This is a genomic window from Neobacillus sp. DHD-1R (assembly GCF_057747995.1).
The window spans coordinates 420,767-444,866 of the sequence record NZ_CM173232.1 but is presented as its reverse complement, the minus strand read 5'-3'; the positions used below and the strand labels follow the sequence as shown (position 1 = coordinate 444,866).

At 39.2% G+C, this 24,100-nt stretch carries 18 protein-coding genes and 1 pseudogene; 4 read left to right on the top strand and 15 right to left on the bottom strand.

Annotated elements, in window-relative coordinates; translation table 11 throughout:
• Positions 1 to 80: 80 nt before the first annotated feature.
• The 3 genes from AC3ANL_RS02130 to AC3ANL_RS02120 form a co-directional block, all read right to left on the bottom strand.
• Positions 81 to 1,190: a cupin domain-containing protein gene (locus tag AC3ANL_RS02130; protein ID WP_488327642.1), complete on the bottom strand. Its 1,110-nt coding sequence runs from the start codon at positions 1,188 to 1,190 to the stop codon at positions 81 to 83.
• Between the two features lie 28 nt (positions 1,191 to 1,218).
• On the bottom strand, positions 1,219 to 2,427 hold the full coding sequence (locus AC3ANL_RS02125) for an FAD-dependent monooxygenase (RefSeq protein WP_488327641.1): 1,209 nt from the start codon (positions 2,425 to 2,427) through the stop codon (positions 1,219 to 1,221).
• A 63-nt stretch (positions 2,428 to 2,490) separates the two neighbouring features.
• Positions 2,491 to 3,360, bottom strand: coding sequence for a fumarylacetoacetate hydrolase family protein (locus AC3ANL_RS02120; protein ID WP_488327640.1), 870 nt, complete (start codon positions 3,358 to 3,360; stop codon positions 2,491 to 2,493).
• 358 nt (positions 3,361 to 3,718) lie between these two features.
• Here AC3ANL_RS02120 and AC3ANL_RS02115 point away from each other — a divergent pair, with 358 nt between their 5' ends.
• Entirely contained in the window at positions 3,719 to 4,501 is a 783-nt protein-coding gene (locus AC3ANL_RS02115; protein WP_488327639.1) for an IclR family transcriptional regulator, read from the top strand.
• A gap of 948 nt (positions 4,502 to 5,449) precedes the next feature.
• On the opposite strand, the gene AC3ANL_RS02110 is transcribed toward AC3ANL_RS02115, so the two are convergent.
• From AC3ANL_RS02110 to AC3ANL_RS02065, 10 genes are all read right to left on the bottom strand, one after another.
• Positions 5,450 to 6,433, bottom strand: a complete 984-nt coding sequence (locus AC3ANL_RS02110) for a hypothetical protein (RefSeq protein WP_488327638.1) — start codon at positions 6,431 to 6,433, stop codon at positions 5,450 to 5,452.
• An 8-nt stretch (positions 6,434 to 6,441) separates the two neighbouring features.
• Positions 6,442 to 6,864, bottom strand: coding sequence for a hypothetical protein (locus AC3ANL_RS02105; RefSeq protein ID WP_488327637.1), 423 nt, complete (start codon positions 6,862 to 6,864; stop codon positions 6,442 to 6,444).
• Between the two features lie 15 nt (positions 6,865 to 6,879).
• On the bottom strand, positions 6,880 to 7,677 hold the full coding sequence (locus AC3ANL_RS02100) for a hypothetical protein (RefSeq protein ID WP_488327636.1): 798 nt from the start codon (positions 7,675 to 7,677) through the stop codon (positions 6,880 to 6,882).
• Positions 7,661 to 10,456, bottom strand: coding sequence for an ATP-binding protein (locus AC3ANL_RS02095; protein ID WP_488327635.1), 2,796 nt, complete (start codon positions 10,454 to 10,456; stop codon positions 7,661 to 7,663). The genes AC3ANL_RS02100 and AC3ANL_RS02095 overlap by 17 nt, the downstream gene beginning before the upstream one ends.
• 19 nt (positions 10,457 to 10,475) lie before the next feature.
• A complete protein-coding gene (locus AC3ANL_RS02090) occupies positions 10,476 to 11,159 on the bottom strand; it encodes a hypothetical protein (protein WP_488327634.1) in 684 nt (227 codons plus the stop codon).
• Positions 11,125 to 13,257 carry a dynamin family protein gene (locus AC3ANL_RS02085; RefSeq protein WP_488327633.1) on the bottom strand — a complete coding sequence of 711 codons (2,133 nt, stop codon included), beginning with the start codon at positions 13,255 to 13,257 and terminating at the stop codon, positions 11,125 to 11,127. Before AC3ANL_RS02085 ends, AC3ANL_RS02090 begins: the two co-directional genes overlap by 35 nt.
• Positions 13,258 to 13,262: 5 nt before the next feature.
• Complete coding sequence (locus AC3ANL_RS02080) at positions 13,263 to 14,288, bottom strand: hypothetical protein (RefSeq protein WP_488327632.1); 1,026 nt, start codon at positions 14,286 to 14,288, stop codon at positions 13,263 to 13,265.
• 10 nt (positions 14,289 to 14,298) lie between these two features.
• Entirely contained in the window at positions 14,299 to 15,861 is a 1,563-nt protein-coding gene (locus tag AC3ANL_RS02075) for a dynamin family protein (RefSeq protein WP_488327631.1), read from the bottom strand.
• A gap of 14 nt (positions 15,862 to 15,875) precedes the next feature.
• Positions 15,876 to 16,511 carry a hypothetical protein gene (locus AC3ANL_RS02070; protein ID WP_488327630.1) on the bottom strand — a complete coding sequence of 212 codons (636 nt, stop codon included), beginning with the start codon at positions 16,509 to 16,511 and terminating at the stop codon, positions 15,876 to 15,878.
• A 225-nt stretch (positions 16,512 to 16,736) separates the two neighbouring features.
• The gene (locus tag AC3ANL_RS02065) at positions 16,737 to 17,255 is read right to left on the bottom strand and encodes a hypothetical protein (RefSeq protein WP_488327629.1); all 519 of its coding nucleotides are present in this window, start codon (positions 17,253 to 17,255) and stop codon (positions 16,737 to 16,739) included.
• Between the two features lie 1,119 nt (positions 17,256 to 18,374).
• On the opposite strand from AC3ANL_RS02065, the gene AC3ANL_RS02060 reads away from it, so the two are divergent.
• Positions 18,375 to 18,713, top strand: a complete 339-nt coding sequence (locus AC3ANL_RS02060) for a YolD-like family protein (protein ID WP_488327628.1) — start codon at positions 18,375 to 18,377, stop codon at positions 18,711 to 18,713.
• Positions 18,714 to 18,912: 199 nt separating this feature from the next.
• On the opposite strand, the gene AC3ANL_RS02055 is transcribed toward AC3ANL_RS02060, so the two are convergent.
• Positions 18,913 to 19,896 (bottom strand): alpha/beta hydrolase family protein, encoded by a 984-nt coding sequence (locus AC3ANL_RS02055; RefSeq protein WP_488327627.1) that lies wholly within the window; start codon positions 19,894 to 19,896, stop codon positions 18,913 to 18,915.
• Between the two features lie 229 nt (positions 19,897 to 20,125).
• Positions 20,126 to 20,326, bottom strand: coding sequence for a hypothetical protein (locus AC3ANL_RS02050; RefSeq protein WP_488327626.1), 201 nt, complete (start codon positions 20,324 to 20,326; stop codon positions 20,126 to 20,128).
• Positions 20,327 to 20,475: 149 nt separating this feature from the next.
• Between AC3ANL_RS02050 and AC3ANL_RS02045 the strand changes: the two are divergent.
• A pseudogene (locus AC3ANL_RS02045) lies at positions 20,476 to 21,458 on the top strand (DnaD domain-containing protein).
• Positions 21,459 to 21,738: 280 nt separating this feature from the next.
• The gene (locus tag AC3ANL_RS02040) at positions 21,739 to 23,919 is read left to right on the top strand and encodes a beta-glucosidase family protein (protein WP_488327625.1); all 2,181 of its coding nucleotides are present in this window, start codon (positions 21,739 to 21,741) and stop codon (positions 23,917 to 23,919) included.
• The last annotated feature ends 181 nt before the right edge of the window (positions 23,920 to 24,100 follow it).

Here is a 24,100-nt window from a genome sequence, read left to right as displayed (position 1 = left end):
TCGAATTTTTGTTTTTTTCTAACATTCTCGAATTTCTACTTAACATTACAAAGGTAGGGTTCCCCCTCCCAAAACTTCGGCTAAGGCATTAATGGCTGAAATATATCATTTATTTCTTGATGCCCCATGTTTAGTTGATATTCTTCAACTCTTTCAAAATCAAATGCTTCCATAATAGGTAAATCATTAGTTGAAAACAAATAAGCGTCCTCATTATCTGACGTATTTACGTGTTCGTGCCATACCCATGAAGGGATGACAAAAAAGTCACCTTCGGACCAATCAAATCTAACCCCATTCATAACCGTATACCCTTGTCCCTTATGAACATGGAAAACGTTACTGTGGACATGGCGGTGAGCCTTCCCTTGAAATTCAGGGGGTAATTGTTGCATCCTAGCTCCAATCCGTCCATTTGCATCTTTTCCTGTAGACGGATTAATATATTCAATAGCAAAACCTTCGATAGGATCTGGTTCAAATTCAGCCAAACCATCTAAAGCGCGTTTAGTAAGATCCCACTTATACCTGCCTAAAGCAGCAGGATTTGGAGTTCTATCAGAAATGGGACGTACCATTCCTCCCTGATAACGTCGTGAGCTATAATCATCTGGGACTAACAAAGGTTGCTGACTTTCTGGATGAAACTCTGTAAAGGAAACGTTCAGCGCCATGGTAAACGGAGTATCTAAACAATCCATCCATATGACGGGTTCATCTCCTTCATTTGTATGATCATGCCACGACCAATCCGGAGTAATGAGATAATCTCCAGGTTCAAAGGTGATTTTTTCACCATTTACACGTCCAAACCCACCTTTTCCCTTCATCACAAATCTTAAAGCAGAGGTTGTATGCCGATGAGGCGGGGCAATTTCCCCAGGGTTGACTGCCTGAACAGCTGCATATAAGGTTTGGGTTGCACCGCCCCATGCAACAGGCTGCAAATCCTTCATTCCTGGATTGACCAAGTATACAGCTCGTCGTTCAGCCGAACCAGTACCTACTTTTAATAAGGTTTCAGCACGGGTTAGATAATGGCTAATTAATTCCTTTTTCCAAAGATACGGAATCGGTTTTGCTATTGGTTCTATTGAGTTCATATGCTGAATTGATGCCCACAACGGTCCTAAATTGACTTGATCCAGTTCTTCATGAAATGCCTTTAATTCATTCGACCATTCGACCATAATCTCCACCCCTGTTTAGATTGATTATTTACATTACGCCTTCATTTCTGACATATTGTTGCTCATAAAGCCAATCAAGATAACTATAATCATCGGATTTTCGCTGGTTCATTACTATATTTCTCAAGGTCTTCGTTATTGGATCTTCGGTGTGAATCACTTTGCTCCATGTTCGGGCTGTAAGTTGTACTTTTTCCGTCCGTGGAATGCGATCCTGTTGGTAGGATAAGAAAGCGTTCTCAATATTTGGCTCTTCTAATAATATTTCTGTCAGGCAAGCTGCGTCTTCAAGTGCTTGGCACCCTCCTTGAGCCAAATATTGAAGCATGGGGTGTGCTGCATCTCCAAGTAATGTAATATTCCCTAATGTCCAATTATGAATAGGATCCCGATCATACATTGGCCAGCGGCGTTGGCGTTGAATAAAGGTTGATGCATTACGCACCTGCGGGCAACAAATACTAAAGCGTTCATCCATCTCTTCCGGCGTTCCCCAATCATCAGACCCTTCTTTATACTGATTACTCTTAAAGACGACCACCTGGTTATAGAGCTCACCCCGACGAACAGGATATTGTACCAAGTGAAGATTCGGACCGATCCACATAAGGACATCATCCGAGTTCACACCGATGACAGAATGGGATTCAGACATCGGGATGGTACCACGATACGCAACAAACTCCGAGCAGACTGGTTTATCATCACTAAATAGTTGACGCATCTTTGACCATAAACCGTCAGCACCAACTAAAGCTTCAGCGATGTAAGTCGTTCCATCTTGACAGGTTACCATAGCTTTCTTATCGGATTGAGATTGAACAGACATAACCTGTTGATTAGTGTGTAGAGTGATGTTTTTCTTTTTAAGACAGGCATTAATCAGTACTTTGTGCAGATCAGAACGGTGTAAAACAATATACGGGTACCCATAACGATCTTGGAAGGACTTTCCGAAATCGATCGGAGTGAGGACTTCTCCAGAAACAGCATCCATATATACAAATCGTTGAGGAAAGACGGAATATTCGTGTACGTCTTTTAGTACGCCCAATCGATCTAAAACAGCGGAAGCATTTGGCCCTAATTGAATCCCTGCTCCAATCTCGCCAAACTCTGGTGCTTGTTCCAATACATGTACGGGTCGGCCTGTTTCAGCAATACCGAGAGCTGTCGCAAGGCCGCCAATACCTCCACCAACGATGAGAAATGGAACTTCTTTCACTTTTGTCATCATAATCACCCCTAAATTTTATTTTAGTCAACTTGAAACCATTGAAAAAAACATCGGCAGTAACATTTATCTGTTCATAACTTTAGATAAGGAAGAAATTTTTTTATAATCAACATTTACGGAGAAATCTCCTATTCTCTCAATATTGATCTTTACTTGATCTCCTTTAGTAATAGAATTCACCCCTTCAGGTGTTCCTGTTGTAATGATATCCCCTGGCTTTAAGGTCATGGCACTCGATGCAACCTCAAAGAATTTATAACAATCATAGATCAGATCCTTGGTATTGGCTGATTGACGTAATTCATCATTCACCCATAGCTTGAACCCCAACTGATTTGGGTCCCCAATTTCATCTTGGGTTACGATCCAAGGGCCGATCGGTGTAAATGTATCAAAAGATTTACGCCAAGGACGATCTTCTTTTCCGCGTACAGTAATATCCATTAAAGCAAAGTAGCCGAAAATATACTCACTAGCCTTCGCTGCAGGTACGTCTTTTGCTTCTTTACCCACTATAAATGCCAGTTCAGCTTCATGATCTGTTCTTCTATCTTTAAATGGAAGTAGGACTGTATCATTCGGTCCAATGATGGATGATGGTGCTTTTAAGAAGAATCCTAACTTTTCAATCGTATACTCTGCATTATTAAATTGTTCATTCATTTCATCTTGATGCATGTAATAGTTCACTGGGGCGGCGACAATTTTACTTGGATTAGGAACAGGTGCTTTTAACGAAATTTCTGATAAAGAATAACTTGGCGCACCAGCGAGATCGTGAAGTTGGGCTTTTACTTTTTCAAAATCCTTCATCAATCTAACCAAAGATTCCTGAGGTGATGTAGTGTCCCATGGTACCACCGAACTGACATCCGTGATTCGATCCCCATTAACAATACCTAACTGATTTTCATTGAATAAAGCAATTTTCATTTTTGTTATTCCTCCTTAATTTTCATACGCAAAAATAAATAAAGGGTTGTCCCCATAATTTAATATCACTTTATAACTACAGGGAATTCTTTCACTATACCGATAATTAAAACTATCAACATAGTGAAATCGTTTTCTATATTGATAATAGTAGTTTTAATTTTTTTAATTGTCAATAAATTTTATAGTAAAATTTTCAAAAAATATTGTTATAGTGATACCATTCCCTATTTAAATAATTAAAGTAAGAAAATTGACAAAATAGAAGTTAAAACTTAGAATCTTTTATAGTTTTAATATTCTCTAATAACTAAGGAAAAGAAGGTCAAGATAAGTTATTAAGGTGGGGAATCAGAAAATGCAGATCGAAAATGAATCAAATGAGTTAAAGAAAGAGTCATCCAACCAATCTTTACAAATTGGTTTCACAATTATTGATTTAGTAGCCAAATATGGACAACCCGTGACATTGACGGAGATTTATGAAAAAACAGGGATATCAAAAAGCAATTTGTATAAGTATTTAAATACCTTAACGTTTCTAAATGTCCTCTACAAGGATAATGCCGGTAAGTATACACTGGGCAGCAGGATTATAGATTATGTAATAACTGCAGTAGATCAGGAAAATATCATCGAGCGATTAATCCCTTCTATGCAAGAAATTAACCGAGACTGCGGAGAATCAGTATCACTACAAGTTTGGACGCATAATGGACCCATGGTTGTTCACATTGTAAACAGCAATCGAATGACGAATCTTAGTGCGCAAATAGGCTCTTATATGCCCATTCATTCTGCAACAGGAAAACTATTTGCATCATTTGTTCATGATGTACAAGTGGAGGAATGGAAGGCAAAGGAGTTTCAACGGTTCTCTCCAATGCAGGTTGAGGAATTAGAGCAAGAATTTTTACTGATTGGTAAAAATTATATAGCTTTTGCTAAGGAACCGGTTTCTCGTTATGTTTCTTCTATATCTATCCCTGTGTTAAATTATCGTCATCAGTTGGTAGCATCGGTTACAATTGTCGGTTTCAAAGAAAATATCCCTCAGGATTTGGAACATCCGTTATCGCAATCCCTTTTAAAAAAAGGAAAAGAAATTTCATCTATGTTTGGGGGTCGGATAATGAGATAAGAGGACGGACTATAAGTTTAACTAATTAACATCTTTCTTATATAAATAAGCCCTTAAGAGTCCCTCTCTATTTATTTAACAGAGAGGGACTCTTAAGGGCTTAAAAATATTCTGAGATAATACAATATAATATTGAAATAGTGATGAATTCCCTTCTATAAAGTCAGCCGATCACTATCAATGGAAGGAATTGAGTTTTTTTAATAATCTAAACGGTCATGTTGGCACGACCAAGCTTATATTTAAACAAGAATCAGGTGTCTTTTTTAAAGAAGCGGAGATGATCTAAATAGTAGAATCTCAGCAATAATAAACATTTCCATCCCATCACTAAGAAAGATTAATAACCTCAAAAATAGAAATAATCATGAGTGGTTTTATATTTGAAGAGGGGCGCATGAAAAAATTTTAGCGCCTCTCATAGATCAGTGAAATCAAATAAAATCGCGTCGTTTTACTGACAAACCGCGACCATTCTCCCCCATTATCCCTATTAATCAAACGTTTAATTAAAAATGTTGCAGGTCTTGAGGCTAATAAAATTGAACAAAAGTAATGAAAGTAATGCTTTCTTAGGCAGTGTCAGCAAGGTAGCGGAAAAGATTAAAAGGGAAATGGGGAGTAAATACCAACCATCTGAAATTTTAATAAATTATTAATAACAAGCCCATGGATGACATACATAAATTCTTTGGGAAGATATTTAAAACAAATAAAAAGAATGCAAATGGATAGTGCTTATCAGGTGGTGTTTGCCATGTAAACTCATTGCCATAACAACAACAACAATATAAAAAGTTAGCAGGGCGTAACAGACACCAGAATAAATCTCCGTTTTGTCGCGAAATGTCGCTAAGGCGCCGAAATTCCAAAAAAGGAACAAAAGTGATTATCACTTGTTCCTTTCTATAAAAAACAAATTATATTATCAAATATTGGGGTAGGAATTCACGACACTCCAAATACCAAATTCGCAAGTCCTGCTTTCAACTTTTCCCGAGATTCCTCTGGAATGTCTAGTGTGATAGTGTAGCCATCATTGTAGGTGAAGGTAACGGTTTTGATGTAGTTCGTCTCTTCTTTTCGACGGACTTCCTCATCTATCGCACCTACTTCTTCTAATCCTTCGTCTAGCTTGCTCACTGTTTCAGGTTCAAGTTCCTGATCCATTTCATTTGTCTCCTGTTTGGCTTCCGTATTTCCGAATTCCTCATCTACATTGAAACCCGCGGTTTCTTCCCTTTCACTAATCATAATTGTTTCCTTTTTCACTGAACCTCCATTGGAAAACCGTTGATAATATTCCTGATAAACATTGAGATAATCATTTAAATACTTGCGGTAGGTGCTTATGATTTCATCGACCTTAGAGTATTGCTGCCCTTCTTCTCTTTTCCTAAAATCATCAATCGTATCTTCACTTCGGATTCTTTGATAAAGGGTCTGAATTGAGCTGGTATCTCCACTATTATATAGCTCGTAGTTCTCATGATCAATTTTACGTACAATTTCCTGTAACTTCGTATCTTGAAATGGGAAATCAATCTCACTATTGAAAACTTTAAAAACCTTTGCTTTATATTGTCTAAATTCAGATGCATCTACTGGGCCGAGTAAACTACTAAATGTCCGTTGATATGCTTTTAATTCATTTTCTAGTTTGTTAGAAACCGACACTAATTTACTTTTAATCGTATTAAACTTATTCTGTTTGTCTATTTCACCAACCCGGGGCCTAAGCAATTGTTGCTCAATTTCCACTATCAAATTCTCATCCATAGGAAACAATCCCTTAATCTCGCTTCGAAAGATATCGATATAACTATCGATTTTCTTCAGGACATAGTCGATGCTGTGAGGGTTATCATGCATTCTTTGTTTATTTTCTTCTAGAAAATTAGCGGCATCTCTTCTTAACTGTTGAAAATTCACTTTATCACCTACATTATCCAAACAATGATGTTTTGCTTATTTGATTTTGCTCTTTCTAAAAAGACCTTTACATTCTTCACTGACTCGGTTGCAGGTAGATTCATTAAGGTGATTAAGACTTCCTCAATTTTCTCCATCGGAATAAAATTAGAATGAAGATAGGCTTTAATTTCTTCGTCCTTCATTTCTTGAATGGCATCCGAAAACTCATCTATCTTTTCCTTCGCTAAGAATCCAAGGATTGTCCCATTCTCGAGCAGGTGATCTTGAATCTCATCTTTTAAAGTCTCTTTTTGCTTCTGGATCGCTGCTTTTTCCTCAGCAGCAATTGACTTATTAAACATTTCTCTTGTCAGCTGGCTGTATTTCTTGATGTCATTTTCTAACCCATTATATTGTTTCTGATCGACACCATAGTAGGTTTGTCTCATTATCGTTCCCTCTCCTTACAGATGAAGACTGTTGAATAGTCCGGCACTTACTTCAGAGGCCGTCACGTCGGCAATATAAATATGGGAGCCTTTTTCGGCCAGTTTCTTTTCAAAATCCGTGCGTACCTCTGGACTAAGCTCTAAATAGTCCTTCGTTACAACGACCAAAGAATTACCCTCATGTCCTTCCACTTGCTTTAACATATGGCCCATTTCATTGCGAATATATTCCGGCGAACCGCATTTTGCTTCAATATAAAGATCCTCGCCCTTTTGAATCTCCAAACTGCCAATCTTCATATCCTCTTGCGCCTCGCGAAGGATCACATCCGGCTTCGTTTCGCCCCATTCCGTTGTAACAAGTTGCTGCTTGTCCTCGGCTTTTTCAAACTTTTCCTTAAGACTATCCTTTAATTCATGCTCAAAAATTGTCCCTTTATAACGCTCAAGATTTTCAGATACCCGCTGGTAGTTTAGATCAGAGGGATCATTTTGTAATGATGCTTCTGATTTTAATAATACCTGATTGATTTTCTCATTCCCATTACGGATTTCACCGATATAATCAGAATCACCGAATTCAGCGGTTTTCCCTTTCAAGCCGATATCATCGAACATATATTGATCGACTTCATTGAACTCTTGAAGTTCCTTTTCAGACTTCACATCAGTCAAGCTGTCACCATCCAGAAGGCCTTCATCAAAGGGGACTTCCTGAACCAGCTCGAGCTTGCCCACTTCTGTTACACCACCTGTTTCGATTGTACCTTTCAGAGCCTCAATTACCGTCGCTATTTCAAACAGTGTAGTCACCCCCTAACTTTTGTCGGTTCATGGTAATCAATACGTATTCCTTTTTATGGACCTGATAATCCTTTGAGAGAAGGTCAAGACAAGCCTCGATATATCTTTCTATAAAGATCAGCTTGTTCACTTGTTTCTTAATCTTTTCATTCGTTTTCACTAACCGCTTCAAAGCCTCTTTAATAAATGAAAATACAAACTCCTCGACATCGATATTCATATCAAATCCTGCTTGAATCGATAAACGCATAATTTTTTCCTTCGTCGCTTGATATTGCTCCTGCAACCCGCTTAGGTCTTCCTTCAGTAAGAAATGGTAAAATCCTTTAACTTCTTCCTCCAACTCAGGATAACCCCGCAGGTTTTGCATAATAATCTCAGTTAACGGATGCATTTTCTTCGAATACTCTAACTGCAAATTGAAGGCCTGACTAAAGCGATGAACGTCAACATCGCTAAAGAAAGGAATATGTTCCTTCCCATGAAGAATTTGCAAATGCGCCGGGGCATTCATGCCGTCAGTAAAAAGAAGGGCAGCCCCATTTGTTAATGTACTGATAAAATTCACCTTCTCATCGGTCAAGCCCAGTGAATTCGATACATATTCACAATCATCCCTTGAAACGATACGGTGAATAATTTTCGTATTGGTATTTTTCAAAACATCCGGAGCAAGCTTCGTTGGCACCTGGTCCACAATAATCATCCCTTCGCCATAGGCGCGGATTTCTGACAGAATATGACTTAAGCTTTCTACGGCTTTTCCTTTGATATTTACATCTTCCTGCCCGCCCTGCTGATTAACATTGGCGAAAATTCGGTGGGCCTCTTCAAAAACAAGCAAATGCTTTAATTCTCCTGAAAAATCACTCTCCCTCGCCTTCAAGTATTCGTAGATAAACATCGAAATCAGACCAATAATCAGTGCTTTCTCATCATCATCAGCGATCGCTTCCAGCTCCAAGACGGTTGGAAATTGAAGAAGCTCGCCAATATCAATCGTCTCCACAGTGTTAAGCATGAAGCCTTTTCCACCGGTCATTAAGCTTTTAATTCGTGTTAATAGGGCCGCACGAATGTTTTGCATCTGTTCCTGAGCATAGCCCAGTTCCTTCGTATAACTGTCAATCTCATAGTAAAGGTCTTCAATCGTCGGGAAGTATTTATCAGAAGAAAGGCCGTTTCCCTGATAAATATTCCTTGAAGTGGACAGGCTCCAGCCTTTTTTCATATATACATTTGTTAAACATTGCTCCAAGATATTCGGCATTGACGCATACATCGTAAATGAAGCATTAAAAATCACCTTCAAATTATCGATATGCTGCTGAATGTTGACGTTGGGCGGAAAATAGAAAGGATTGATTCGAAACGGCGAAACCTCTTCCTTTCCGAGGGTATAAACCCGTAAGTTGGGAATAATTTTCCTCAACCCGCGATACTCCTTCTTTGCCGGTTCAATGATTAAAAATGGCACATGATTATTTTTTAACAAATTAAAGATTGTATTGGTTTTACCGCTGCCAGTAATCCCAGCTACCAACAGGTGCTTCACAAGCTGGTTCGGATGTAAATGATACAGCCACGGTGTCTTCTTGTCGCCATCATAAATATTCCCAAGTGGAATCCCTGTGGAATTTGGTGGATTTTGGCTAAACCTTGGCGTTAACGAAAACTCATAACCCTTATACTCCTCTTTCGGGACATCAAATACATAGGAGAGCTCCTCCCCTGTCAAAAAGCTAAAGCCGCGTGATTCTTCATCAAAAAGATCGAGAGAGTGACCCACGGCATCCCTTTCGAGCCAAGCTGACGGCTCATAAACATCCCTCAATTGAAACACTTGATAAGGCTCGACCGCTTCAGAACTATAACTGGATTTATATACTTCACAAACCTCAGAAAGGTTGCTCCGGTCCTTTGTAAAAATAGAAATCGACGTTTTCCATAAACCAGAGGACAATGCCTGCTCCAACCGTTCCGTATACGTTTCTAATAATTGATCGAGCTCTAATGCCTGATGGTCCGTTTTTTCAATACTTTTCGTCACCGTCTCAGTCCGGCCCTTAGAATCAGTATAGGTACTTGTTGAACCTTCACTTCGCGAGCTGCCGATATTGAATAAAAGCAAACCGCCGCCATTGTTGTTGCCATCCGTGAGTGTCTGGCCGGAATTGGTGGACGACGTATCCGAGTCAGCGACGCTTTCCTGATGAGTATTTTTCAAATGGGCAGAATTAATGGACCTGTGTTCCATGATTTTATCTAATTGTTGAACGATGGATGCTTTCTTGATTGGCTTTACGACAACCTCAAGCATTACATCTTTTCCGCGGATATAGCGTATAAATGGCTCCATATATGTAAAGATTTTCGTTTCATTTTTGATCGGAATTCCTGTAATTAGCGCCTGAGTTTGGTAAAGGTTCTGATCCTCCTGGCCAGAAACCTCATGAAAATGAACAGACTGAAAATAGGAAGCAAATCTCTCAGCAAGTGACTGGCCAAACTTCCGCTTTGTTCCGATATACAGAGAAACAGATTGATCTGCGCTGCTGCTTTTTATCCGAAAAATAATTGGAGAAAGACTATTCGTTAACGAAGAAAGAAAGCGGCAAATGCTGTTATTCACAAACGTTTGAATTTCTTCTTTTTCAATCTCATCGGAAATCGAGATTTTATTGATGCGAAAAAACTGATAGTCAGCTGTGTTAACAAGATTGCTGCTAAAGCGGTCTTCGTTGATACTGATAGTTATCCTTTTTATTTGAACAATGTCTTCAATCATGATAGCTGAATTCCACTTCCTATTTTAGACTTGTCTGACAGGCTGCTTCTAATTGCTTACAGTATTGGCTGAAAAGACTCTTGATTGCTGTCTTCCTTGCTTGAATAACTGTTTCGAGCTTCACTGGGCTCACTTTTTCGAGTATCTGACGCGGCTCTGCAGTAACAGGAGTTCCCTGCTGGCTTGATTTACGATTGGATCCCATCCCTTTACCCAGGTATGAACCCATCACAGCGCCACCAATTCCGCCAATGAGAATAACAGGAAGACTTTTTTGAATAAGAATGCCAATCCCTATCCCAACTACTGTTCCAAATACTGTCCCGATGTTGACAACGCCCTGAGATTGTTTTTGAAGAGCAGGAGCCTTTGTGATTTCGGTTGATACCGTCACGATTTCCAAGCAATCCTCTTTTGTAACAGTAAACTCAGGGATTCGTAATTCTTGATGAACCCGGTCTAACCTAGACAAGATTTGCTGTTTAGATCCATCATCTAAACTCTTAAAATCGGGCGTTTGACCAAGCTCACCCTCGATTTCTTCTTTAATCGCAAATTTATAGTTAGATAGTTTAGTAGCTTCAAGATTGAATTGTTTTAACAATGTCTGATAATCTCTAACCATACTTCCATCTTTAAGTAGTTTTTTATAATAGTTATCTAAATAATTATTGATAGACTGGGCTTTGCTCGTGAAGTTCACTCTCAAACGCCTCCTTTGAAAATTGTAAGGCTTTCTCTTCAAAGCGCTGGCTGATGACTTTTACATTAGAAATTTTTTGCTTCTTCTGGCCGATAGACGTTAGCTTTTCATCCTCATTCTTATACATTTCCTTCTTCAAATCCTTAAGGACATTTTCTTTAACCTTTATGACATTGATGATGATTTTGGACGATTCCGTTTTTATATCCTCAACAATCTTTTGTGACATATCAAAAATAGGCTTCGCAATTTCAACCTGGCTCTCTAGCACCTTATCTTGCATCACTGCCGTTAAATCATCGATTAAAAGATCAAGCTCACGTTTAAAGCGATATAGATCAAATTTTTCCTCATACTCTTCATTACCAAACCAACCTTTAAACCAGTTCCAAAGCCCTGCCTTTTTCACTTCGTAAATGGAAGAATTATAGGCTCCTTGAACCTTTTCCTGACAGTCCTTAGCAATACCGACAATAATGTCAGAGAATTCGCGTTCAATTTTATTCATTGTCGAACCAACTAAGTTATCAACATTCATATTACTGATCGTATCCATTTTGATACCAAGGTTCTTCAATTCTGCTTCCTCTAACTTCTCTGTAACGATATCCAACTGCTCCTGAATATCACTGATTAATGAGGAGATTTCTTTTTTTACAAAAATAAAGGATGTACGGACTAATTCCTTAATTTTTAACACTAGAAATTCCTCAGCATCGAGAATCACTGATTTAACAACATCTTCTCCGTTTTCACGAGTAATTCCTTGTTTAGCTTTTGACCATTTTTTAAAGATTTCCCTATCGATATCCTTACCTACATCGACTAGGTGCCCGCTTACTTCATCATAAATCTCATCGTCTAAGCCACGTCCGGAAGTGCCGCCAAGAATTTTTTTATTGATAATTGTTCTAACATTAAATAACGTTTCATCCTTCAACGATTCAATTTCTTCTTGAAGTGCCTCAATCTTCTGGATATAAACGGTTTTATCCTCAGTGATTGTTTTTTCTACTTCTCTGATTTCAAACTTCATCTTGTTGATGGTGCCGGAAAGTACATTTCTGATGCTCGACATAACATCGGTAATTAAATATTGGTTTTTACTTTGGAGGTACTCGCCAAGTGACTTCTCCAATTCTTTAATTTTACTGAAATCGATAATATCGATGGCATTTTCTTCCGTTATTTGGCGGCCTGCTATGGTATATTCCGGATCAAGCGGATCAGGGATTTTAATTTTCCGATCCTTCTGCACTTCAGTAATATCAATGTCCTTCGTCAGCAATTGCTTTCCTTTCATTCCAAAATAAGCAGAAACCTCATGGATATTCGGCTTCATAATAATACCGGAAAGTACCTGCTCCAATTCAAGGCGTGCCTTCGCTATATCTTCTGGATCAAAGACATCAATTTTATTGATAACAAAGAAAATATGGCGTCCATCCTCCTCTAAGCTGGAAGTCTTAGCTGAGTTCACGTAATTCCTTATTTTTTCGGTAAAATGCTCCTCGCCGACACTATCAGGGTCGATCATAAAAATAACGGCATTCACCTGAGGAATAATGTTATTAGTAATTGCTTCGTGCTTCTCATGTCTCGAAAATAGACCCGGGGTGTCAATAATTTCAACATTGTCTCGGCAGATATCTAATGGACAATAAACAATAACTTCCTTAATTCTTTCTTCGTTTGTTTCATCACGGACCGTTGTAATCTTCTTGAGAATTTCTTTACAAGTCGTATAAGTAAGCTGATTTCCGAAATCATCTGTATCAAACATCTCGACTTTATTGTTCTCAAAATATGTAACTTGGATTTTAATTAGCTCCGAGTAACTAATTTTTGTAATAACTGAAGTTTCAGCACGAATATCCATACTTAACAGGTCTTTACCAATGATAGAATTAATAAAAGTCGATTTTCCAGCGCTGAAAGGAGCCACAAGTGCAATCTTAAAATTACCTTTTTCAAGGCGGTCAATTTCTTGGTGTATGGAAGAGTTTTCTAGGATATCGCGGTCGATATTCTTCGACCTTTCCAACTCGCTTGTATAGTTTAAAAGGAATTTTTTTGTTTCTTTAAATCTCTCTAACATTCATTTCACTCCCAATGGTGTAGTAAACGGTCGAACCCTGATTGTTTTAGTAAAAGCTCTGGCAGGATGGTTTTGCTTTTTTGCTTGGATATTGGAAAATTAAACGAATCAACTAATACAATCGCAGGATTGTCTATGATCTCAGAGATTTGCATGTTCTCTTCTTTTAGTTGAAGGTATTGCTTGTAATAATAAGCAGAAATAAAAAAGACTGGTTCGCTTGTTAAGCTCTTAATCTTCTTTTTGATATCCATTTGCAGCTCCTGCTGGCTCATTTGATAAAACATGAAATCATCCAATTTATTTACAACAATTATTTTTTCAATATCGACATACGTTGAACAAATTTTTTCTAGATAATGAAGATGGTCTTGAATATCTAAATCTACAATAACGATCATTCCATCATAGTATTTATCCAATTCGGTTACTTCAGGGGGCTTATCGATAAAATGAAAAGACTCCCCCAAAGAATGTTGCAACAGCTCACCGACAATACTCTTACCCGTTTTTTCCTGACCGAGGACGAGCCAGTTTTTCTTGCTGACATCAATCCCTGTCACTTGGATACCTGTTGATAATTCAGCGACCAGCTGATAAAGCCTGTCCATCTTGCTCAATGGCTCCAGTTGGTCGAGGTTTTCCTCCATGATTTGCCGGCCGGTTAGAAACTCACCATCAGCAGCCGGAATCATAACATCCCGGTTTTGTCGAATGTCCTCAAGGGTAATCTCCCCGCGCTCATACTGGCTATGGAGTGCCGCATAATAGGTGGAAACCGTGAATATAACTGGGTTCAGTATCAACTCTTTAATTGAATCCTTTAGTTCGAGAATCACTTTATAGGACTCCTGCTCGTCCAGGCTGTATAGATCATCAATTGCTAAAAAAATCGTTTTACTACTTCTGCGTACTCTAAGTACTTCGCCCATCGCTTGGATAAAGAACTTGTTGCCAATCTGTCTTGGAGTAAGCAGGAAAAGTACCATATCATAGTTTGGCAGCGACTGAATATCGCAATCTTCTTCCAAAACTGCCTTTTTATATTGAAGTCTTGGTCTCAGTTGCTGAAGGGACTCTAGCTGCCGCCGGTTTTCTACGATCCAGATTGAGTTTGTTTGGTGCACGATGTTCACCTCTTTCACGTATGAATTGTTCAAGCTTTTCAATTTGACTAAAAGTCACTAGTGAAGCTGCATGGTGCTTTTCAATCCTGCGCCCCATAATGATTTCTTCATCCTCAATGATAAAAATCCCGCGATTCTTGCGGATATCATGAAGATCGGCCTTGTCATTGGCGAGCAGCTTTCCATAAAGGGCAAAATAGCCGGATATGAATAATAAATCCTCCCCGTCATAAATGGGAGCCAAATCCTTTAAGACGATTTTCATCTCCTGCATAATTACCTCATAATCATCACTGTATAGATCAAGTTTTGAAAGAACAAAGCCGTACTTTTTATCAGTTTCTTTCATCTGTTCAAGAAACTCTTTCACTTGGCTTGAAAAATTAGCCTCTCCAATATGGGCAGGATTAATTAAGAAAAGGATGAGGTCGCTCATTTGGAACGCATCCGATGCAACTAGGTTATGATCCGAATGCCGTGAGTTTAACCCGGGAGCATCAATAATCGTGATTCCTGGCAGATGCGGCAGGTGATAATGGATTTGCACCTCGGAAGGCGTTTCCTTACTTCTTACACCAGTAAGATCCTGCAACTTCCTTCTTAATTCGACCACGTCGTCATACGGTTCCATAACGACTTGGTTGTTATCGTATTTCACGAACAGTCGGTTAGTTTGGGCACTAACGACCTTCGTAATAATCGCCGTCTCTGCGCGGATATCCATATTTAGCATTTCTTCACCGAGCAGTCCGTTAATCAACGTCGATTTCCCAAAGGAAAAGGGACTGATAAAGGTAACCTTGAAATTACCTTCGTAGAGCTGATAATGGGCCCTAACGACTTGGTCATAGTTCGTATAGGCGTGCTGATAAATCTCAATCAATCGTTGAAGCGCAGGACGGTGACTATGAAGCTCTTCCCTTACAACGAATACATTGGCAGGATGATCGATTACCTTCAAATCAATCGTAGTTTTCCCTTGCTGCAAAAGTTCTTTAAAGTATAAAGGCAGCCTTATACGAATGATTTGATTTAATTTGTGATACAACCGTCCTGGAATATGGCAAGTGTTGATGACTTCACTAGTTAATGTGCTTGCAAACACATTCGCAAATTGATATTCCAGTTCAATCGGCAGTTTTCTGTATATTTCCGTTTTTTGGCCGGCCATGCTCACGGAAGCTGTTGGGTAGACGTCTTTCAACACCTTTTCAAATCTCCGGAATAGGGGATGTAAGTGGATTGTACTCACATCCTCGGTTAGTGAGTATTTTAGTTCAACAAAGAAAGCCTCGATCTTTTCCTGATCTTTCTCTGTAAAAAGATTAAAGATATATTCTGGGAACAAATTGATCGCTTTTTCGACCTTATCTCCAATTATCGTTTTGTGGTTATGGTAATAAAAGTAAGGAGAAATAGATTCAATCAATTCCTGACCTGCTAATGTGATTTGATGTTCAGAAATAGTTATTTTCATTTGTGTGCAGCTCCCTACAAGAAATATCCTATTAAAATAGCAATAAACGTTGTTATATACCATTTCTTTTGGAATTTCTTAAGGCTTTGGTTCTGCTCATTCAGATTCTTCACTTGAGCCTCATTTAGATTATTAAGAGTTTTCGCTAACTCGCTTAGCTTCCTTGACAGCTTTTCTTGGTTGGAAAAACTGGTGTCTATACTAGCAAATAGATTTTTCTGAACTTCTAAGACTAGTTCTCTTTGATCACGAGCCTGTTGTGCTACGCCATTTTGCAGAGCTTGAAATTGCTGATCTTGACGCTGTTGGAATTTTTGCAGTTTCATTTGCATTTCATTAATAGAGAGCTTCACAGCGTCCTTCAACTCTACATTATCTTTAGAGATTTTCTGTAACGATTTATTAGTTAGTTCATTGATTTCTTTATTGATGTCTTTCTCCAGCTTTTGTAATTGTTTCGTTAGTTCTGTCTTTGCATTGTTGATGTTTTCCTCTGTCTCTTTATCCAACGAGCCAAGGCCGACAAGAACCTCCTGTGAAACCGTCTTGGCTTTCTCTGCAGCGTCATAAGCATCAAGCATATTGGAATTGAGGAGAATATTCGTTTCATGAATCCTGCTTAAGACATCCTCTGTCACTGTTGCCATCATCCAAACCCCTTCTATATAAAACTCTAGGTAAAAAATAATAGAACATCAATTCTACATCCTACTAATTTACTACTAATTTACTACAATTTTCTTCTTGTAGGTGTCGAAAATAGTCGGATTTTCTTCGGGATGCTAAATTTTTTATATCAGAGTAAATTCCGAAATGATGGCTGCAGAAGATGCGGAATGAGGGGAATGTCTAAATGGGACATCTTTGTAAAAATACTAATCTCTTCGTAGATAGCCTTCACCTTCTCCGTCTCGAATGTAGCCAGATACATGTGTACCATCACCACGTTCATAACCACTCACTTCGTGTGGATCGACCCACGTTTGATTTGAAGTTGAGTCACTGCTATCAAAATCATCATCAAATGCTGAGTCAAAACCATCAGAAACATTAAAAATTACAAGTCCCAAAGTTGCAACGGATACAACAAAAATAAACGGAGTAACAAACGCTCGAGACCGTCTACATAAAAATAACCAGATAAAGAAGCATAGTGCTCCAGCAGAAATAATTGCTATAAATTCCACCTGTTCTAAATTTAAAGGATCTATATAGGTGTTGATATAATACTTCAGCGTGTCTTTAATAGTAGAAAAGTATGTATAAACCCCATAAAAGAAAACGGCATTCATTACCAACCCAATCCAGAACCTAAACGAAAAAAATATCCTGATAATTTTTTTGATGCGGAAATAAAGAATAATTGCTATTAAAATCCCAATTAGTATTGCCATATTAACCCCCTGACTCAAAAAGATGTACAGTTTTAAAAAAATAGCACATTTTTCTCATATATCTATATTCTCCAATAAAGTATTTCAATTAAATATATCGGCATTTGTAACTACTTTGTTCAGTTTGAATAGGCAAAAAAAGCCATATTTTTCCCTTAACTAGAGCGTGCTTGAGTTGAATATAGGCAGCCTCTTCGCCAGCTTTTTTCTTATTTCACTAACTGTCAGTTTAGTTCAAAAAGGAAACGCTTCCACTAAAGGGTGGCAGCCCAAAATTTTTTTTATAAAATAACCTGTGAGGGACCTGAACCCATGACCCCGCCCTGTCAAGGAGATAAACGTGTAATGCCACTCTAAAATAGATTTTGCTAATAGACTAGAAGCAGGGAATTTTATACGTAGAATGACAAACCTCGACCATTCTTCCCACCTTTCCCTTTCAATCAAACGATTAGTTAAACATGCTGCATACCTTGATAAACAAGCATTCTCATCACTCCACACATGAAAAAGGTGTTGGAAAATGGCGTTGGAGTGATTGCTGAAACCCGTCCTATCCACATTCTCCACAAAACGACTTCTTTTCGACCAAATTCATTATAGGCTATACTATTCAAACGTTTGATTAAAAATGCTGAATATACTGCCCTAGTGCCATCCGCCCCCACTTGCAAGGAAAATAATTGTCGTTATCCAAACAAGAATCCCATTGATGATAACCAAACTTTCTACCCAATTAGATAGAATACTCGTCAAGTGACAACATTCTAGGAATCTCTCCCCTTTTCAACACTACACAAACGTTTGATTAGGAGATCGATTAACATAGATCAAACCTGAACTTTCCCCTCAAAATCGATAAAAAGAATGTCGAGAACTGTTCCTATCACACTTCCTTTTTAAAAAGGAACCTTGGATCGCCTTGGAATGAGAGCAGTGCTAAAATCGCATCCCAAGCATTGAAGATCAGCCCCGATACTCATCTTCACTTTACTCCTAATGATTGTAGGGGTATGACCCAGAAATTAGAAAGCTAAGGATTGCTAACAAAATGGTCTTTCTCTATTTGTTTTACAAACAGAACGTTCGTTCGTATATAATGATAGCGAGGTGATTATTATGGCGATACGTAACCGAGGTATAGTTAAATGGCAAGCTGCTTTTCAATTACCTGAATTAGTAAAGGGGCAACGCGATTTATGGCGTGATACGGAACGCACAGCAAGGCCAGTCTTAGACGAATATCAATTGGAGGAGTTCGATCGGCGGATAGCTTATGCGATGGAATCGAACTTTTCCGCAAAGGTAACGTTATGGTTTGATGGTTCCTTCACTGACATTACTGGTCGCATTCATTATGTCGACCCGATTACTAAGCAGATGCGTATTGAAGTTAGGTCTGGTCAGTTTAAGAGGATTGCATTTGAGGATGTTGTGGGAGTGGCTGTAGTTGATTAACCCGGAGAGCATGTATATTTAGGCTTATGAAAAATGATCGCACCCATTCATTAAAGTGAGCTTACTTCACAAGTGAACAGTCATGTATATGTCGACCGAATTTTGAGAGTTCCTTTATGAGACTTTCTAAGCAATTTCTTAACACGGAACCCCAAAGGTTAGAGATAAAAACTAACGTTTGGGGTATTTTTTTAGTATTCTATTTTACCAACATTTCTGATTTCTCGACGATAACCTGTCTATTCTTCCAGTTTCTTAACCATACAATAAGTTTATCTTTTAATTCCGAATCAATTGGTTGTTTAAGTGATTTTTTATTATGATTCATGATTTTGCTCATGCTGTATTCAACATCTGTTTTACGAAGCATATGAGTCATATCTTGAATAATATGTGTTTCACATTCACCTTGAACAAGGGATTTAATTTTTTCTAAATCGCTAACCTTTACGTTTACATCCTTTGTTCCAGTAATAGCTAGTACAGGACACGTGATCTTTTGTAACGGTTTTGAAACGTCAAATAGTGTTGTCTCCCGATTCCATTTAGCGTTAATTTTTTTCCCTTTATACTTAATAACCGGCTCATCCGATGCTTGCAGCGCCTTTACTAAGTCATCATTCATTTTTGTGATTTTTTCATCTACTTTTAATAATCGAAGTAACCATCCTTGAAATCCTTTGACAGATCGTAAATCCTTCATTATTTCCTGACGCTGCCAAGCCATTGTTTCTGCTAAAGGTTCAGCTATTCCGGCAAGCAGAATGATCCCATCTACCGAAACTTTCTCATTTACGAATGGTACTATAATACATCCTTCACTGTGTCCTAGTAAAATCACATTTTCAGAGTCTATGTTAGGATCCTTTTTAGCAAATTCTAATACAGCCTGAGCGTCGTCAATTAAATCGTACACGCCCATTTCATAATAGTCCCCTTTACTCGCTCCTACTCCCCTTTTATCATAACGAATACTCGCAAAACCTTCTGCGGCCAATACATCACTTAATTCCTTAAATATATTCATAGGCATTCCTTTAGCATTCGAATCTCGATCTATTGGTCCACTTCCATGTACCATTACAACTAAAGGGAATTTTTCACTGCTTCCTTCTGGGATCGTTACGGTTGCTGCTAATGGAAATTGTCCTTGTATCACCACTTCAATCTCTTTACTCATCATTTTCAACTTCCTTATTTATTTATTTATTTGTTTTTCTTTAATTGATAAAATTCAACTACAGATAGTACGTGTCAGTTAGCAAAATCGTTCATTTTTTTGTTCTGCTTCTTTTACCAATTTATTCAGAGAAAGCAGCCGTTATGATGGGCATTTCTATTAAGATAACTAAATGAACCACCTGTCATTTATAATAAAAGACAAGTGGTTCATTACACAACATATTTTTCCATTATTTCTGTAAATTTACAAAAAATATGAGCATTATCTGGTTCTCTAACTGGTTTATTTGCTGATCCGTATTAATTTGCTGTGCTCCAAACGCCAAACGATGCATCATAATTTCTTCTATTCCAGATATCAAATACTTTACAATTAGGTCCACTGGCTGGTTTGGCTGGAATTCCCATTCTTTCACACCATTAAGAATCATTGATAGATCTCCCGAACTATCAACCATTTCCCACCAATTTGTTTGTCATTAAATATTCTCATTTATATGAAAAGCATCCTGTCTGTTTTCTTTATAAAACTATATATCATATATGAAAGAATTTATTAGAAGAAAGGCAGTGGTGGAATATGGCTAAATATCGAATGGTGCAAACTGATTTTTGGAGGAATCCGATTGTTTTGGAAGAGATGACCCCAGAGGATAAATTTTTTTACTTATATCTGCTTACGAATCCAAATACAACTCAAATTGGAATCTATAAAATTACGAAAAAACAAATGGCTTTGATTTGGGCTATTCGATCGAGAGTGTTCTTTCGTTAATGGAGCGGTTTATCGAGCACCACAAGTTGATTCGGTACAATCCAGAAACAAGAGAACTTGCGATTAAAAACTGGGGGAAAGAGAACCTGCTTAAAGGCGGGAAACCGGTCATGGATTGTATTTATTCCGAATTAAAGGATGTCGAGGATACCTCACTTATTCAATATGTTGCGGAATCCATTCTTAAAGAAGAAATTCGCAGCTTGTATCAATCCTTTTATAAAAGCAAAGCAATTGTTTTCGGCAAGGAAGGCGGAGTTCAAGAAGAAAGTGATGCATACATAACGGAATATGAAGAAAATGACGATACGTTACGGTCTCGTGATACGATACGTGGGCAAAAAGAAAAAGAAAATAAAAATGAAAAACAACAACAAAAAGCTTTTAATCCCAATATAGAGAATCATCTAGTAGAAAATCCCTTGCAGGAAAATTCAAAGACCGAAGATGTACAAGAAATTATGGAGTTTTGGGACTCGAATGGCTTTGGTTTTTCGAACACGAATGCCAAACAGCAGTTGTTGTCGTGGCTGGATGATTCTCGTTTTTTACAACCGAAAGATGTAATTTTAAAAGCCATGACTATTGCGTGTGCCAATAATAAGCGAAAGCTGAATTATATTGTTGGCATTCTGAAGAACTGGGAAAATGAATCGTTATTGACCGCTGAAGAAATTGATTTGTATCAAAAGAACCAAAAGCCTGAAAGGCCACCAACAAAATCGTTTACAACGGGACGAGCTATTCCTAATGGATTTGAACTCGACCTTACGGCAGGTGAAGAATGACAGGCACCAAAACTTCAAAATTCATCAAATATTTACTAATATAGTAAAAATAGTACGATAAAAAGGATGAGAAAAATAATATAATGATGAAAGGATACCCAATCATAAAAGAGGATTTATCCGGATATAACAGGGAAATTTTACTTGCTCCACTTGGAGTATTTTATAATCTTTGAAGGGTATCTGGATATCTTAAATTTGTAAGCGTTTTAGGTTTAAACGGAAAAAGCAGTAGAATACGATCATTTTTATAAAAAATATGGTGTGAGGAGCTTTCTACATGAATAATCAACTTAAAACAGAGACAGAAAAGAATAGTCAGTTTCCATGGATGGACAAGTCATTGTCGCCACGTGAGCGTGCTGAGAAGCTCGTAGCCGCGATGACCTTGGAGCAGAAAATCGCTCAGCTTCACGGCGCGATGGAGACGATCAATATCTACGAATTGGCGTCAGCGGATAAAATGAGTACTATGAACGCGGAGGAGCAAGAGCAACTCATGGCCCAAATCCGGATAGAGCGCCATGTAACGGGTATCGATGAACTGGGGATCCCGCGCTTTCGGATTACCAACGGCCCAGTAGGTGTGGGTATGGGCGATGGATATCCGAGTCCAGCCGCTACAGCATTACCAATGTCCATCGGTCTTGCTGCTGGCTTTGATCCTGAGCTTGCACGTGAGTACGGCGACATTATTGGTTCTGAGTCTGCAACACTTGGCCAGCATGTACTAGAAGGACCGGGCGTTTGTTTACATCGAACTCCGATTGCTGGCCGTAACTTTGAATATTTTTCAGAAGATCCGTACCTTTCCGGGGTGATGGGCGTCGAGGTGACCAAGGCCATCCAGGAACACGGCATTATTGCCATGGGTAAGCATTATGTGGTTAACGATCAGGAGTACGAGCGCTTCCGCACGAGTGTCGAGGTGGATGAGCACGTATTGCGCGAGCTGTACCTGCTTCCATTCGAAATGTTGGTCAAGGACGGTGACATTGCCGCGATCATGAGCGCCTACAACCGTGTTCGTGGCACTTACGCAACGGAAAACCGCTATATCCTTAACGATATTCTTCGTGACGAGTGGGGTTTCCAGGGTTACGTGCAATCTGATTTCTGGTCATGCCGTTCTGCTGCAGGATCATTGAACGCTGGTATGGACCATGAAATGCCGGATGCCAAGTGGTTAAACGAGACGAATGTCAAGAATGCCCTTGATGACTCAAGCCTTGAGATCCAAACCGTCGACCGTGCCCTGATCCGCCGCTACACGCAGATGTTCCGTTTCGGACAGTTTGAGCGTCCTTACAATCCAGGTGAGATCGATGCAAAAGGTCATGGTGCCATCTCTCGAAAAATTGGCTCCCAGACCGCTATTCTTCTGAAGAATGAAGGCGAGACACTGCCGCTCGACCCGAAAGCCTATAATTCCATCGTGATCATCGGTCAGTCTGAGTTCGTTGATGACGCCTGCAATGGCGGTGGCGGCTCATCCAAGGTCACTCCGCTCTACACGGTACCACCGGTAGAAGGCATGCAGAATGTCCTGCAAGGTCTTGGTTCTAATGCGTTGGTCAGCAAGGTCACTGTCGCTAAAGATTTGTCGAACCTTGAAGAAGCGAAAGCGGCTGCCACTAAAGCTGGCGTGGTGATTCTAATGGCCGGCTTAGTTGCCACTGAGGGTGCCGATTTACCTAGTCCAAACATGCTGAACGACCAAAATCGCATGGTCGATGAACTACTGGAAATCAATCCGCAAACGGTTGTCGTGATGAAAGACAGCAGCCCTGTGATGATGCCATGGATCTCCAAGGCGAAAGCAGTTCTGGAAGTATGGAATCAAGGCACGGAAGATGGTCACGTCGTTGCCGACTTACTCTTCGGCATTGTCAATCCATCCGGCAAGGTGCCTACCACATACGCAGCTTCCGAGGGCGATCTTTTGTACGCAGACAACGCTGAGCGCTATCCTGGTACAGATGAAGGCAATGGCTTCCCGGTTATCCGTTATTCTGAGGGCCTCAACATGGGCTACCGCTGGTTCCAGTCTCAAGAAATTAAGCCATTATTCCCGTTTGGGTACGGCCTATCCTACACGTCCTTTGAGCTTTCTGGATTCTCTGTAACACCATCACAAACTGATGGCAAGTCCCCTATCACGGTTAATGTGACTGTAACCAATACAGGAAAAGTTGCTGGAGCTGAGGTTGTTCAGGTATATCTAGGCATTCCTGTCAACGGACAGCCACCTAAGCGTCTTGTTGGGTTCCAGAAGGTTTACCTTGAGCCTAATGAGTCACGCGAAGTGACCATCACGATCGATCCGAGCGCTACGAACCATCCGATGAGTGTATGGGACTACTACGACCATGACTTCGTGGTGAGGCCTGGCGAGTACACCGTATATCTTGGCACATCTAGCGAAGATACGCCTTACAAAGGCTCGGTGGTCGTTGAATAACTGAATATTAATCGTTAGAAGGATTGAATTCTCAGTAGGATTCAATCCTTTTTTCTTGTTTACTTCCCCGATATAGACAGCCACCAAAAAAGTGCCAGCCAACCAGAAATTGTACTGCACCCCACTTGTTAGACACACAGCTAACAAGTGGAGGTGCAGTTTTTATATGTCTAAATTTAAC